Origin of the sequence: Enterobacter sp. PL1 (genome assembly GCF_945957325.1) — a bacterium.
Lineage (GTDB): Bacteria > Pseudomonadota > Gammaproteobacteria > Enterobacterales > Enterobacteriaceae > Enterobacter > Enterobacter roggenkampii.
The window spans coordinates 1-13916 of sequence record NZ_CAMFKT010000014.1; the positions used below are offsets into that span (position 1 = coordinate 1).

Here is a 13916-nt window from a genome sequence, read left to right on the forward strand (position 1 = left end):
GAAGGATGGCCTTTTTGCGTTTCTGCGCCAAAAAACGGTAGGCCGGTTAAGGCAAAGCCGCCACCTGGCAAGTCAGACCGCACTCCACGCCACAATAAACTGCGCAATCCCGTCCACATCATTTAAATCCAGCACTGGAACCTCAAGTTCCACTGCCACATCGCTGGCCACCGCAATCACATGTTCATCCAGTGTTAACTCGCTCATATCATGCCCGGCATCGCTTCTGAAAAGTAGGATCTTAGGCACGGCCTCATGCTTAAATCCCTCAACCAGCACCAGATCCAGCGTGGAGTGATCCATCCGGCTAACGAGATAAGCGAGATTCAGCGGCGCCTCATCCGGCGTTTCTGTCATTAACGCCCAGCGCTGAGGACTTGCTACCATCGTTTGTGCTGCTCCGGCCTTACGCAGCTCATAGCTGTCTTTTCCGGGCGTATCAATGTCCATGTTGTGATGACTATGCTTAATCAAACCAGGGCGAAGCCCTCTGGCACAAAGCGCAGGAATGAGCTTTTTCAACAGCGTGGTTTTCCCGGTCCCACTCCAGGCGGAAATGGCTACAACAGGTATCATCTTTTCTCCTGCATCATCTGCAAATCTTCACTCGTATTTACGTTCACAAACGCTGATTTCACATCGCTAAAATCAACGGAATGGCCTCCAGACTCACGCATAAAGACCATCACTCTGCGCTCTCCCGCGGCCAGGTAGGCCTGCAGAGCAGGCGCTAGCGATCGATGCATCAACGCGATAGCAGGATGGTCACGCTCGCCGTCATGTACCCAAACCACAGGAGCCGTACCACGAAGCAGGAACAGACGCTCGACAAGACAGGACGGAATAAACGGGGTATCGCAGGGGCAGAAGATGAACCACTCTCCGTGCGACTGTTGCATGACTGAAAGCATACCGGCAAGCGGTCCCGGGTAATTTTCAAGGCTATCCTGATAGACGGCGTACCCGCTTTGCCGGTAAGTGTCGATATGCCTGTTCGCGCTGATGGCCATTGCCGTCACCTGGCCGGCGAGCGTATCGGCGACATGCTGCCACAAGGGTTTTCCATTAAGAAGCTGAAGCCCCTTATCTTTACCGCCCATTCGCGTTGCTCTGCCGCCTGCCAGAACGACCCCGATGATTTCCTGGCTAACATTCACGAATATCGCCTCTTTTATTGTGGGATTGACCCTGCTAACGTGTCACTCTAAATGAAAGGAGCACCACCATGAAATGTAAACGTCTGAATGAAGTTATTGAACTCCTCCAGCCCGCCTGGCAAAAAGAACCAGAGCTCAATCTGATGCAATTTTTACAGAAACTGGCAAAAGAGTCAGGTTTTGACGGCGATCTGGCAGACCTTTCTGACGACATCCTGATCTACCACCTTAAAATGCGCGACTCTGCCAAAGATGCTGTTATTCCTGGTATTCAGAAAGATTATGAGGAAGATTTTAAGACTGCATTGCTGCGCGCCCGAGGCGTAATTAAAGAGTAAAAGCTTGTAAGCGGCGGCACCGAAATCGCCACAAGATGATATCCTGAATCATTCGTATAATTTCCGGATGATCGGATGAACGACCAGGCTTTTACTTTCCAGACATTACACCCGGACACCATTATGGATGCCCTGTTTGAACAGGGTATTCGGGTGGATTCCGGGCTAACACCGTTAAACAGCTACGAAAACCGCGTCTATCAATTTCAGGACGAGGACCGTCAGCGCTATGTCGTAAAATTCTATCGTCCTGAACGCTGGTCCGCTGAACAAATTCAGGAAGAGCATCAGTTCGCTCACGATCTGCTGGATGACGATGTCCCCGTTGCCGCACCGCTAAAATTCAATAACCAAACGCTCCTTACGCACGAAGGGTATTACTACGCAGTATTCCCAAGTCTGGGTGGCCGTCAGTTTGAAGCGGATAATATCGATCAGATGGAGTGGGTTGCCCGCTATCTTGGGCGTATACACCAGACGGGACGCAAAAAAGCCTTTATTGCCCGCCCGACTATGGGGATTCAGGAATACCTTCTTGAACCGCGCACATTATTCGAAACGTCTGCAATGATCCCCGCAGCGCTAAAGGATGTTTTCCTCAACGCCACCGATAAGCTTATTGCTGCAGTGAAAACCTGCTGGCGCGATGATATTTCCGTCCTGCGTCTGCATGGCGATTGTCACGCCGGGAATATTCTCTGGCGTGACGGCCCGCTGTTTGTCGATCTTGATGATGCGCGTATGGGGCCAGCGGTTCAGGACCTGTGGATGTTGCTCAATGGCGACAAAGCCGAGCAGCGCATGCAGCTTGAAACCATTATTGAAGCTTATGAAGAATTTAGCCCGTTTAATTCAGACGAAATTGCCCTGATTGAGCCTTTACGTGCGATGCGTTTTGTTTATTATCTCGCATGGTTAATCAGGCGTTGGGACGATCCGGCATTTCCTCGTAATTTCCCGTGGCTTACCGGAGAGGATTACTGGCGTAGCCAGATATCTACATTTACTGAGCAGGTTAAGGTTCTTCAGGAGCCCCCTCTGCAATTAACGCCGATGTATTAATGGACACACCCAGGAGAGAGTTAATCATGAAAAAAATTTGGCTGGCGCTGGCAGGTATGATTCTGGCATTTAGCGCTTCTGCTGCACAGTTTACCGACGGCAAACAGTACATCACGCTGGAGAAGCCGGTCGCTGGCGAGCCACAGGTACTGGAGTTCTTCTCGTTCTATTGCCCGCACTGTTACCAGTTCGAGCAGGTGTTGCATGTCTCTGACAACGTGAAGAAAAAGCTGCCGGAAGGCACAAAAATGACCAAGTACCACGTCGAGTTCCTGGGTCCATTGGGTAAAGACCTGACTCAGGCATGGGCGGTGGCGATGGCACTGGGCGTAGAAGATAAGATCACTTCGCCAATGTTTGAAGCCGTACAGAAAACCCAGACCGTTCAGACCACTGCGGATATCCGTAAAGTGTTCGTTGATGCCGGCGTGAAAGGTGAAGAGTACGATGCCGCATGGAACAGCTTCGTGGTGAAATCACTGGTTGCCCAGCAGGAAAAAGCGGCTGCTGACCTCCAGCTTCAGGGCGTTCCGGCGATGTTTGTTAACGGCAAATATCAGCTGAACATGCAGGGCATGGACACCAGCAGCATGGATATTTTCGTACAGCAATATGCAGATACCGTGAAATACCTGGTTGAGAAGAAGTAATTTCGTTGATGTAAAAACGCCGGTCACTGACCGGCGTTTTTGTATGAAGATTTTATCTTGTCTATCTGTTCGTCTTTCTCTTTCCAGAGCGTATTAAGCCACTGCTGGAAACGACGTTTGAAGTTCTTATCGTTTACGTAATCACCGTGCAGTTCAGCGTCAATCGGGACCAGGTCGACGTGCACGACAATACGCGTCAGTTTGCCGCTGAGCATATCGAAGAACGGCGTCTTATCGTTTTCCGGATAGCAGAGCGTGACGTTAAGAAGTTTATCGAACTGTGCTCCCAGCACGTTAAGCGCCATCGCAATCCCCGCTGCCTTTGGCGGCAACAGATGCAGATACGGAGAGCGAGTTTGCTGGCGCTTCTCTTCCGTAAACCGGAAGCCTTCAACAAAGTTCACGATGGTCGTCGGATGCGCACGAAACTTTTCACAGGAGCGGCGCGTGGTCTCCACATCCTTACCGCGACGTTCCGGATGACGAATCAAATAGCTGCGCGAATAGCGTTTCATAAACGGCATATCGAGCGCCCAGCAGGCCAGCCCGATAAAAGGCACCCAGGCGAGCTGCTGTTTCAGGAAATATTTGTTCATCGGGATGTGTTTACGAAAAAGCACGCATAACACCACGATGTCCGCCCAGCTGTGGTGATTGCAGATCAGCAGGTACCAGTTCTTTTTGTTAAGGTTCTCCAGCCCTTTGACATCCCACTTCAGGTGCGGGTTAAGGCGCAACAGGATCGCCAGTCCTTCGCACCAGCAATACATCATGAAATTACAAAATGCGGACACGGCTCGCCACACCACGGATACAGGCAGCAGCAGTTTAATGATCCCGGCGAGAATGATCGGTACGGAACAGGCGATCGTCACCAGGATAGTTAAAATGATGCTTAGCAGTAATGTTATTGCAGCGAGCAATCTCGACATGATGAGCTTTTTCAGGTGGTTAGCTGTAAGTGAGCGACCGGATAGTCGACGCTGGGCGCTGATTTTACCAGAAAACAGACAAATGAATGGCGCTTTCACAGGGTGATTTGGCGGCTTTTACCCCGGCGCAGAAGATTTCGCTGTTGTTCTGCGTAAATCAAGGCTTATATCCACATAGACTAAATTGTCATCAGTTGGCCATATAGAGGCGATCTCATAACATAACAATCTGATAATTAAGATCTAAATATTGCCTTATATGTATTTTTTACGTCTGTTATTCATGTGAAGTGAAAATACTCACAAACTTATCCACAGTTTGATTTTTACGAGCGATCCTCACGATCGCAAAATCTTTTCCTGTATCGGGCCTGAATAACTGATGTTTTCATCCTTCTGTGGCATCCTTGACGCATAAATTGATTAAAGGCACGGACATTATGGTTCAGATCCCAGAAAACCCTCTTATTCTCGTCGATGGCTCTTCTTACCTGTATCGGGCGTACCATGCGTTTCCTCCTCTGACCAACAGCGCAGGGGAACCTACCGGCGCAATGTATGGCGTGCTGAATATGCTGCGCAGCCTGATCCTTCAGTATCAGCCAACCCATGCGGCCGTCGTGTTTGATGCGAAAGGCAAAACGTTCCGCGACGAGTTGTTTGAACATTACAAATCCCACCGTCCGCCAATGCCTGACGATCTGCGTGCGCAGATAGAGCCGCTGCATGCGATGGTGAAAGCGATGGGTCTGCCGCTGCTGGCCGTTTCTGGGGTTGAAGCGGATGACGTCATCGGTACGCTGGCGCGTGAAGCCGAAAAGATGGGTCGTCCGGTACTGATTAGCACCGGTGATAAAGATATGGCGCAGCTGGTGACGCCAGGGATTACCCTGATTAACACCATGACCAACACCATTCTTGGGCCGGAAGAGGTGGTCGCAAAATATGGCGTGCCGCCAGAGCTGATTATCGACTTCCTCGCGTTGATGGGCGACTCCTCGGATAACATTCCTGGTGTCCCTGGCGTCGGTGAGAAAACCGCGCAGGCGCTGCTTCAGGGGCTGGGCGGGCTGGATACGCTCTACGCGGAATCAGACAAAATCGCCAGTCTCTCCTTCCGTGGTGCCAAAACCATGGCTGGGAAGCTGGAAGAGAACAAAGAGGTGGCTTATCTCTCTTATAAGCTGGCCACAATCAAAACCGATGTCGAGCTCGAACTGGGCTGTGAACAGCTGGAAGTGCAGCAGCCTTCTGCGGACGAGCTTCTAAGCCTGTTTAAGAAATACGAATTTAAGCGCTGGACCACCGACGTGGAAGCCGGTAAATGGCTGCAGGCAAAAGGGGCAAAACCTTCCACAAAGCCGAAGGAGACGATTGTCGTTGATGCAGAAGAGCAGGCGGAAGAAGAAGCCGTGGCGCTTTCCTTCGACAATTATGAAACTCTTCTTGAAGAGTCACAGCTCATTGCCTGGATCGAGAAACTGAAAAAGGCGCCGGTCTTTGCCTTTGACACCGAAACGGACAGTCTCGATAACATCTCTGCCAATATGGTAGGCCTGTCATTTGCGACAGAGCCAGGTCATGCGGCCTATGTTCCCGTGGCGCACGATTACCTGGATGCGCCGGAACAGATCTCCCGTGAACGCGTGCTTGAACTGCTGAAGCCGATTCTGGAAGATGAAAAGGCGCTCAAGGTTGGGCAAAACCTCAAGTACGACCGCGGCATTCTGCAAAACTACGGCATTGAACTGCGCGGGATCGCCTTCGACACCATGCTTGAATCCTACATTCTGGACAGCGTCGCGGGCCGTCATGATATGGATTCCTTATCTGACCGCTGGCTCAAGCACAAAACCATCACCTTCGAAGAGATTGCCGGCAAAGGGAAAAATCAGCTCACCTTTAACCAGATCGCTCTTGAAGAAGCAGGACGCTACGCGGCGGAAGACGCTGACGTTACGCTGCAGCTGCACCTGAAGATGTGGCCAAAACTGCAAAAGCACGAAGGTCCTCTGAATGTGTTCCAGCATATTGAGATGCCGCTGGTACCCGTGCTGTCCCGCATTGAACGCAACGGCGTGAAAATCGATCCAACGGTGCTGCATAACCACTCCGGGGAGCTGGCGCAGCGCCTGACCGAGCTGGAGCAGAAAGCGCATGAGCTTGCAGGCGAGCCGTTTAACCTCTCTTCTCCGAAGCAGCTGCAAACCATTCTGTTTGAAAAGCAGGGCATCAAGCCGCTGAAGAAAACCCCTGGCGGTGCGCCTTCAACCTCTGAAGAGGTGCTGGAAGAGCTGGCGCTGGATTACCCGCTGCCAAAAGTGATTCTGCAGTACCGTGGTCTCGCGAAGCTGAAGTCTACCTACACTGATAAGCTTCCGCTGATGATCAACCCGAAAACGGGCCGCGTGCACACCTCATATCATCAGGCTGTCGCGGCGACCGGTCGTCTCTCGTCAACCGATCCCAACCTGCAGAACATCCCGGTACGTAACGAAGAGGGCCGCCGTATTCGCCAGGCTTTCATCGCACCAGAGGATTATCTGATTGTCTCTGCTGACTACTCGCAAATTGAGCTGCGCATTATGGCGCATCTGTCCCGCGACAAAGGCCTGCTGACCGCGTTTGCCGAAGGGAAGGATATCCACCGGGCAACCGCGGCGGAAGTCTTCGGCTTGCCGCTGGACAGCGTGACCAACGAACAGCGCCGCAGCGCTAAAGCGATCAACTTCGGTCTGATCTACGGCATGAGCGCGTTCGGCCTTTCACGCCAGCTCAATATTCCGCGTAAAGAGTCGCAGAAGTATATGGATCTCTACTTCGAGCGCTACCCGGGCGTGCTTGAATATATGGAACGTACCCGCGCGCAGGCGAAAGAGAAAGGCTACGTTGAAACGCTGGACGGCCGCCGTCTCTACCTCCCGGACATCAAATCCAGCAACGCGGCGCGCCGCGCGGGCGCAGAGCGTGCCGCGATCAACGCCCCCATGCAGGGGACCGCGGCGGACATTATTAAGCGTGCAATGATCGCCGTGGATGCCTGGCTCGAGAAAGAGAAACCGCGTGTGAAAATGATCATGCAGGTACACGATGAACTGGTATTTGAAGTGCACAAGGACGACCTCGACGCCGTGTCGAAGAAGATCCACGAACTGATGGAAAGCAGCATGACGCTGGACGTGCCGTTGCTGGTGGAAGTGGGAAGTGGTGAAAACTGGGATCAGGCTCACTAACGGTTCTTCGCATAACGCGCTTTTTATGTAAGTTTGCAACATGGTAACGCGCGTTTTGTGACGATCATTAGAATTCCCTATGTAAAGAATGAAAAAAAACTACAAAAAGTGCTTTTTCTGCAACACAAAAAGGGGTAGAGTTATCGGCGTAGGGTACAGAGGTAAGATGTTCTATCTTTCAGACCTTTTACTTCACGTAATCGGATTTGGCTGAATATTTTAGCCGCCCCAGTCAGTAATGACTGGGGCGTTTTTTATTGCGGCAAAGAAATGTTCAGGCAAAAAAAAGCGCGGCCATTGCCGCGCTCGGTATCACTCTTCTTCCGCTTCCGTCGCGGGTTCCAGCTCGCTAAACCAGGTGTCGAGCTTCTGACGCAGCTTGTCCACGCCCTGCTTTTTCAGCGAGGAGAACGGCTCAACCTGCACATCGCCGTTGAACGCCAGCACCGCTTCACGAACCATATTCACCTGCGCTTTACGCGCACCGCTTGCCAGCTTATCGGCTTTCGTCAGCAGCACCAGCACGGCGATATCGCTTGCCACCGCCCAGTCGATCATCTGCTGATCGAGATCTTTCAGCGGGTGGCGAATATCCATCAATACCACCAGACCTTTCAGGCACATGCGTTTTTCGAGGTATTCACCCAGCGCACGCTGCCATTTGATTTTCATCTCTTCGGGTACCTGCGCATAACCGTACCCCGGTAAGTCGACCAGGCGTTTGCCCTCTGCGACTTCAAACAGGTTGATCAGCTGGGTACGGCCAGGTGTTTTTGAGGTACGAGCCAGGTTCTTCTGATTGGTCAGCGTATTCAGGGCGCTGGATTTCCCCGCATTAGAGCGGCCAGCAAAGGCCACTTCAATACCGGTATCAGAGGGGAGGTGGCGAATATCGGGCGCACTGGTGACAAAATGCGTCTGTTGGTAGTTCCAGGTAGTCACGTGGTCGTCTCCAAAAATCGTAATCTGAGGGGGATTATACCTGAATGCGGGCAAAAGACTTTTTTCATTGCACTCAGCCTGTAGGCTTAAGCCCTGGCCGCTGTGAGAGATTGGCTATACGTACTATGGGAGATTTCAGAGAAATCGCAGGAGCAAGAAAAAGGCAAACTGTTTTAAATCATCATCTTATTTCCAGGTAATTATCTGAAAATCCGTTTTTGTACCGTTTCGTTGCTTGTTAGTTTAAGCGAACACGGTAAAGTATGCGGCAAGGCGAGGAAGCCAACAGGATGATGACTTAAGGATAAGGGTCAGGAGCGCCAGGAGGCGAAGACGCAGGATTGTCAGGACGACCAGCGCCTGGAGGCGTTTTAACAGGAAATGGAACCGTATCACGGACGGTATTAGCCAAGGGATAAACAGGGTTTGTTGTTGGCAAACATGGAATGTCTGACCCGTTAAGGGTTGTGAGTCAGGAAAAAAGGCGACAGATTGCTCTGTCGCCTTTTTTCTTTGCTTGCTTTCTGCTAGATTTCGCCGCAATTCTATACTGAAGAAAACGACTTAAAGATAAAACATCATGAAAAAACCAACCTCCGCTGCGGGCGCGAAACGCCCTGCAAAAGCACGCCGCAAAACGCGCGAAGAACTGAACCAGGAAGCGCGCGACCGCAAACGCGACAAAAAACATCGCGGTCATGCTGCGGGTAGCCGTGCCAACGGTGGTGGTGCAGCGGGCGCTTCTGCAAAAAGCAAGCAGCAGAAAGATCCTCGTATCGGCAGTAAAACTCCCATTCCACTGGGCGTGACAGACACCCCGGTCACTAAGCAGCACAAACCAAAGAGCGAGAAACCTATGCTTTCACCGCAGGCTGAGCTGGATTTGCTGGAGAACGATGAGCGCCTGGACGCGCTGCTGGAACGTCTTGAAGAGGGTGAAACCCTGACCGCCGAAGAGCAGTCATGGGTGGATGCCAAACTGGATCGCATCGACGAGCTGATGCAGAAGCTGGGCCTGTCTTACGATGATGAAGACGACGAAGAAGAAGACGAGAAGCAGGAAGATATGATGCGTCTTCTGAAGGGTGGAAACTAACATTTGCACCCGGCAGGCTCGATAGTCCTGCTTATAACCCTTCCGGTTATATGTTATCTGGTGTGGTTATTCGTTAAACTACGGCGGTTGTCGCGGCGACAGAAGTGGCTGCGCACCCGAATGATGGCCCGCAATGGGGTCAGAACGGGCCGCCGTATACGAACGCGACACCAACGGAAGGAGTGAGCATGTCAGCACCAACTATCGACTGGGATTTGGCCCTAATCCAGAAATATAACTATTCCGGGCCGCGTTATACGTCATACCCCACCGCGCTGGAGTTCTCCGATGCCTTCGGCGAGGAGGATTTTCAGCAGGCTGTCGCGCGCTATCCTGAGCGTCCGCTGTCGCTCTACGTCCATATTCCGTTCTGCCACAAGCTTTGCTACTTCTGCGGCTGCAATAAAATCGTGACCCGCCAGCAGCATAAAGCCGACCAGTATCTTGACGCGCTCGAACAGGAAATTGTGCATCGCGCGCCGCTGTTTAAAGGCCGTCACGTCAGCCAGCTTCACTGGGGCGGCGGTACGCCAACCTATCTGAACAAAGCGCAAATAAGCCGCCTGATGACCCTGCTGCGCGGCAATTTCAGTTTTAACGACGATGCTGAAATCTCGATCGAAGTCGATCCGCGCGAAATTGAGCTGGATGTGCTGGATCACTTACGCGCAGAAGGCTTCAACCGCCTGAGCATGGGCGTGCAGGACTTCAATAAAGAGGTTCAGCGTCTGGTGAACCGCGAGCAGGACGAAGAGTTTATCTTCGCCTTACTCAACCACGCACGTGACATCGGCTTTACCTCGACCAACATCGACCTGATTTACGGCCTGCCAAAGCAGACGCCGGAGAGCTTCGCCTTTACGCTGAAGCGCGTGGCTGAACTCAGTCCGGACCGCCTGAGCGTCTTTAACTACGCGCATCTGCCGACGCTCTTTGCCGCCCAGCGCAAAATCAAAGATGCCGATCTGCCTTCTGCCCAGCAGAAGCTGGATATCCTGCAGGAAACCATCACCTCGCTGACCGACACCGGCTATCAGTTTATCGGCATGGATCACTTTGCCCGTCCTGATGACGAGCTGGCCGTTGCTCAGCGCGAAGGGGTACTGCACCGCAACTTCCAGGGCTACACGACCCAGGGCGATACCGATCTGCTCGGCATGGGCGTCTCTGCCATCAGCATGATTGGTGACTGCTACGCGCAGAACCAGAAAGAGCTGAAGCTCTACTACCAGCAGGTAGATGAAACCGGCAACGCGCTGTGGCGCGGCATCGCATTAACCCGTGACGACTGCATCCGTCGCGATGTGATTAAGGCGCTTATCTGCAACTTCCGTCTTGATTTCAGGGACGTGGAAGCGCAGTGGGCGCTGAACTTCAGCGATTATTTCGCGGAAGACCTGAAGCTGCTGGCGCCGCTGGCGAAAGACGGGCTGGTGGACGTGTCGGATAGCGGGATTGAGGTCACGCCGAAAGGGCGTCTGTTGATCCGCAATATCTGCATGTGCTTCGACGCATATCTGCGTCAGAAAGCGCGTATGCAGCAGTTCTCGCGGGTGATTTAAACGGTAATGCCGGGTGGCGGCTTCGCCTTACCCGGCCTACAAAAGTGCGAAATGTAGGACGGGTAAGCGAAGCGCCACCCGGCTTTTCATCGCCAACTCGCTAGCTAAACAGCCCAACCAGCGCCGCACACAGCACCGCCGCAACGGCGGTTTGTGGCGTGTGGCTTTCAGCGGCTCCGCTAGAGAGCATATTCACGAATGTTTCCAGCATGATGTTCACCCCCAATTTCCGGGCACGATCATACAAAACTCATCGGAACAGTAAAGCGCAAAATAACGGCAATTTGCGCTCAATTAATAACCTTTACACAAGCGCGGATATTACTCCATTCCCAGCTCTTTCAGCTTGCGCGTCAGGGTATTGCGTCCCCATCCTAACAGGCGAGCGGCTTCCTGCTTATGACCCTGGGTATGACGAAGCGCGGTGGTCAACAGCGTACGCTCCATCTCAGGCTGAGCCTCAGACAGCAGGTTTTGATGACCGGAACGCAGCGCGCGGTCGGCCCACTGCGCCAGCAGCGTCGCCCAGCTGTCCGGCAGCGCGTGTCCGCTACTGCTTTCCGGCGCGGTCGCCTCAAACAGCTCGGCCGGTAAATCCTGAATCAGCACTTCCTGACCGGCAGCCATCACGGTTAACCAGCGGCAGGTGTTTTCCAGCTGACGCACGTTGCCCGGCCACGCCAGACGCGTCAGAGCGGCATCGGTTTCGGGATGAAGCTGCTTAGCTTCCACACCCAGCTCGCGGGCAGCCACCTGCAGGAAATGACGCGCCAGGCGGGGAATATCTTCCCGGCGTTCACGCAGCGGCGGCAGATGAACGCGAATGACGTTCAGACGATGGAATAAATCCTCACGGAATTTGCCTTCCTGCACGCGCTGCTCCAGGTTCTGGTGGGTCGCGGCGATAATACGCACGTCCACCTTCACCGGCGCATAACCGCCCACGCGATAAAACTGCCCGTCGGCCAGCACGCGCAGCAGACGGGTCTGAACGTCCAGCGGCATATCGCCGATCTCATCCAGGAACAGCGTGCCGCCGTCAGCCTGTTCGAAGCGCCCCTGGCGAATGGTATTTGCGCCGGTAAACGCCCCTTTTTCGTGCCCGAACAGTTCGGATTCAATCAAGTCCTTCGGGATCGCCGCCATATTCAGGGCGATAAACGGCGCTTTTGCCCGCGGGCTGTGGCGATGCAGGGCATGGGCCACAAGCTCTTTACCGGTCCCCGATTCGCCGTTGATCAAGACGCTGATGGACGAGCGGGACAGACGGCCAATAATGCGAAACACGTCCTGCATCGCCGGCGCTTCGCCGATGATGTCGGTGGTTGGCCCAAAATCGGGCGCGTGGCGCGGCTGCTGCTGCTCCTGGTAATGGCTAATCGCGCGCTCAACCAGCGCCACCGCTTCGTCGATATCAAACGGTTTGGGCAGATAATCGAATGCCCCTTGCTGGTAAGCGCTCACCGCGGCATCCAGATCGGAATGAGCCGTCATTATGATGACCGGAAGCATAGGGTGGCGTTGTTTGATCTGCTTTAACAGCGCCAGCCCGTCCATGCCCGGCATGCGAATATCCGACAGCAGAACATCGGGCGTTTTAGTGGTGAGTGCGTCGAGCACTTCGCTGCCGCTCTCAAACGTCGTGCAGCTTAATCCTGCCCCTGTGAGCGCGCGTTCAAGCACCCAACGGATGGAGCTATCGTCATCGACTACCCAGACTATCCCTCGTTGCATAAACGTCACCTTTATTTTTTAATCGGCAGGAAAACCGAAAACTCGGTATGTCCCGGCCAACTGGTAAATTCAATTTTTCCAGAGTGTTGGTCGATCAAACTGCGGGCAATGGATAAGCCCAGGCCGGTTCCGCCTTCGCGGCCGCTGACCATCGGGTAGAACAGAGTGTCCTGAAGATGCGATGGAATACCGGGGCCGTTATCCTCGACGTCGATACGGGCCGCAAGCCGATAGCGCACGCCGTGTAACGTGAGCTGGAAGGCGGTACGGGTGCGTAAAATAATCTCGCCCCCTTCCGGTCCAAGCGCCTGCAGGGCATTGCGCACAATGTTCAACAGGACCTGCTCAATCTGATCCGGGTCATGGGCCAGTTCCGGCAGGCTTGGGTCGTAATCACGCACCAGCGTGACGTTCTCTGGCAGCTCCATCGAGACGAGCTTCACCACCCGCTCGGCCACTTTATGGATGCTTTCTGTGACGTGCATTCCCGGCTGCTGTGGCCCGAGAAGACGGTCAACCAGATTCCGCAGGCGGTCCGCCTGCTCGATGATGACGTTGGTATACTCCGCCAGCGCAGGGTCGGGCAGCGCCTTGGTCAGAAGCTGCGCCGCGCCGCGTAACCCACCCAACGGGTTTTTGATTTCATGCGCCAGGCCGCGCACCAGGTCTCGGGCGGCAATTTGCTGCGCATGCTGAAGCTGCTCCTGGCTCAGGCGACGCTGATTATCCATCGGCGCCATTTCCAGCAGGATCAAGCCTTCGGGAAGACGTTGCGCGGTCAGCGACAGAATGTGCGAGCGCCCGTCGATCACCAGCGTCACTTCGTTATCGGTGAAACCCTGGCCCGCCTGTAAACTTTCCTGCATCAGGCCAATATTCAGCGAAAAATAGCTCAGAAGTTCCGGAAGCGGGGTGCCGAACAGTTTGCGTGCGCTTTGGGCGAGCAGCTGCTGTGCCGCCGGGTTGGCGTAATGAACGGCCAGCTCGTCATCCACCAGCAAAATGCTGTTAATCAAAGAATTGAGGATCTGCCCAGCATCGGGCAGCGTGCCAGTTGCCATTCAGCAGTCTCCTGGAGTCGTTTGCACTAATTTAGTGCAGTATAGCGTTTTCGGCGTCAAAAGCGCGTGAGATCAGGTTGTTGGTGGAGAAAAAAGCCCATCCGGAGATGGGCTAAAAGTTTCCACGGCAACTACTCCCGGCGCTTGTC

14 protein-coding genes are annotated in these 13916 nt (G+C 53.6%); 7 read left to right on the forward strand and 7 right to left on the reverse strand.

Annotated elements, in window-relative coordinates; translation table 11 throughout:
* Nucleotides 1-72: 72 nt before the first annotated feature.
* Nucleotides 73-576 (reverse strand): molybdopterin-guanine dinucleotide biosynthesis protein MobB, encoded by a 504-nt coding sequence (gene mobB / locus N6P30_RS13930; RefSeq protein WP_023293675.1) that lies wholly within the window; start codon nucleotides 574-576, stop codon nucleotides 73-75.
* Entirely contained in the window at nucleotides 573-1157 is a 585-nt protein-coding gene (mobA, locus tag N6P30_RS13935; RefSeq protein ID WP_023293674.1) for a molybdenum cofactor guanylyltransferase MobA, read from the reverse strand. The genes mobB and mobA overlap by 4 nt, the downstream gene beginning before the upstream one ends.
* A 68-nt stretch (nucleotides 1158-1225) precedes the next feature.
* Between mobA and N6P30_RS13940 the strand changes: the two genes are divergently transcribed.
* The 3 genes from N6P30_RS13940 to dsbA all read left to right on the forward strand — a co-directional run bounded on the left by N6P30_RS13940 (nucleotide 1226) and on the right by dsbA (nucleotide 3207).
* Nucleotides 1226-1495: a YihD family protein gene (locus N6P30_RS13940; RefSeq protein WP_008501866.1), complete on the forward strand. Its 270-nt coding sequence runs from the start codon at nucleotides 1226-1228 to the stop codon at nucleotides 1493-1495.
* A 75-nt stretch (nucleotides 1496-1570) separates the two neighbouring features.
* Complete coding sequence (locus N6P30_RS13945; protein WP_023293673.1) at nucleotides 1571-2557, forward strand: serine/threonine protein kinase; 987 nt, start codon at nucleotides 1571-1573, stop codon at nucleotides 2555-2557.
* A gap of 26 nt (nucleotides 2558-2583) precedes the next feature.
* Nucleotides 2584-3207, forward strand: coding sequence for a thiol:disulfide interchange protein DsbA (gene dsbA / locus N6P30_RS13950; protein ID WP_008501864.1), 624 nt, complete (start codon nucleotides 2584-2586; stop codon nucleotides 3205-3207).
* A 23-nt stretch (nucleotides 3208-3230) separates the two neighbouring features.
* Here dsbA and N6P30_RS13955 read toward each other — a convergent pair whose 3' ends face one another.
* Entirely contained in the window at nucleotides 3231-4082 is an 852-nt protein-coding gene (locus tag N6P30_RS13955; protein ID WP_260629955.1) for an acyltransferase, read from the reverse strand.
* Between N6P30_RS13955 and N6P30_RS13960 the strand changes: the two genes are divergently transcribed.
* Together N6P30_RS13960 and polA are read left to right on the forward strand one after the other, a co-directional pair.
* Nucleotides 3979-4245: a hypothetical protein gene (locus tag N6P30_RS13960; protein ID WP_223861884.1), complete on the forward strand. Its 267-nt coding sequence runs from the start codon at nucleotides 3979-3981 to the stop codon at nucleotides 4243-4245. The genes N6P30_RS13955 and N6P30_RS13960 overlap by 104 nt on opposite strands.
* Nucleotides 4246-4579: 334 nt before the next feature.
* Complete coding sequence (gene polA, locus N6P30_RS13965; protein ID WP_021242776.1) at nucleotides 4580-7372, forward strand: DNA polymerase I; 2793 nt, start codon at nucleotides 4580-4582, stop codon at nucleotides 7370-7372.
* Between the two features lie 312 nt (nucleotides 7373-7684).
* On the opposite strand, the gene yihA is transcribed toward polA, so the two are convergent.
* Nucleotides 7685-8314, reverse strand: a complete 630-nt coding sequence (gene yihA, locus N6P30_RS13970; RefSeq protein WP_008501861.1) for a ribosome biogenesis GTP-binding protein YihA/YsxC — start codon at nucleotides 8312-8314, stop codon at nucleotides 7685-7687.
* Between the two features lie 580 nt (nucleotides 8315-8894).
* On the opposite strand from yihA, the gene yihI reads away from it, so the two are divergent.
* Both yihI and hemN read left to right on the forward strand, forming a co-directional pair.
* Nucleotides 8895-9410 carry a Der GTPase-activating protein YihI gene (yihI, locus tag N6P30_RS13975; RefSeq protein WP_008501860.1) on the forward strand — a complete coding sequence of 172 codons (516 nt, stop codon included), beginning with the start codon at nucleotides 8895-8897 and terminating at the stop codon, nucleotides 9408-9410.
* Between the two features lie 188 nt (nucleotides 9411-9598).
* Complete coding sequence (hemN, locus tag N6P30_RS13980; protein ID WP_023293671.1) at nucleotides 9599-10972, forward strand: oxygen-independent coproporphyrinogen III oxidase; 1374 nt, start codon at nucleotides 9599-9601, stop codon at nucleotides 10970-10972.
* Between the two features lie 100 nt (nucleotides 10973-11072).
* Here the strand turns inward: hemN and N6P30_RS13985 are convergent, their stop codons facing one another.
* From N6P30_RS13985 to glnL, 3 genes are all read right to left on the reverse strand, one after another.
* Nucleotides 11073-11183, reverse strand: a complete 111-nt coding sequence (locus N6P30_RS13985) for a YshB family small membrane protein (RefSeq protein ID WP_032622955.1) — start codon at nucleotides 11181-11183, stop codon at nucleotides 11073-11075.
* Between the two features lie 110 nt (nucleotides 11184-11293).
* Nucleotides 11294-12706, reverse strand: coding sequence for a nitrogen regulation protein NR(I) (glnG, locus tag N6P30_RS13990; protein WP_008501858.1), 1413 nt, complete (start codon nucleotides 12704-12706; stop codon nucleotides 11294-11296).
* Between the two features lie 11 nt (nucleotides 12707-12717).
* A complete protein-coding gene (gene glnL / locus N6P30_RS13995; protein WP_008501857.1) occupies nucleotides 12718-13767 on the reverse strand; it encodes a nitrogen regulation protein NR(II) in 1050 nt (349 codons plus the stop codon).
* Between the last annotated feature and the right edge of the window lie 149 nt (nucleotides 13768-13916).

Bases quoted from the DNA above. Each gene is read 5' to 3' on its own strand.
- glnL (WP_008501857.1), bottom strand. From the start codon at position 13,767: ATGGCAACTGGCACGCTGCCCGATGCTGGGCAGATCCTCAATTCTTTG.
- hemN (WP_023293671.1), top strand. From the start codon at position 9,599: ATGTCAGCACCAACTATCGACTGGGATTTGGCCCTAATCCAGAAATAT.
- glnG (WP_008501858.1), bottom strand. From the start codon at position 12,706: ATGCAACGAGGGATAGTCTGGGTAGTCGATGACGATAGCTCCATCCGT.
- N6P30_RS13945 (WP_023293673.1), top strand. From the start codon at position 1,571: ATGAACGACCAGGCTTTTACTTTCCAGACATTACACCCGGACACCATT.
- yihI (WP_008501860.1), top strand. From the start codon at position 8,895: ATGAAAAAACCAACCTCCGCTGCGGGCGCGAAACGCCCTGCAAAAGCA.
- polA (WP_021242776.1), top strand. From the start codon at position 4,580: ATGGTTCAGATCCCAGAAAACCCTCTTATTCTCGTCGATGGCTCTTCT.
- N6P30_RS13960 (WP_223861884.1), top strand. From the start codon at position 3,979: ATGAAATTACAAAATGCGGACACGGCTCGCCACACCACGGATACAGGC.
- mobB (WP_023293675.1), bottom strand. From the start codon at position 576: ATGATACCTGTTGTAGCCATTTCCGCCTGGAGTGGGACCGGGAAAACC.
- dsbA (WP_008501864.1), top strand. From the start codon at position 2,584: ATGAAAAAAATTTGGCTGGCGCTGGCAGGTATGATTCTGGCATTTAGC.
- N6P30_RS13985 (WP_032622955.1), bottom strand. From the start codon at position 11,183: ATGCTGGAAACATTCGTGAATATGCTCTCTAGCGGAGCCGCTGAAAGC.
- N6P30_RS13940 (WP_008501866.1), top strand. From the start codon at position 1,226: ATGAAATGTAAACGTCTGAATGAAGTTATTGAACTCCTCCAGCCCGCC.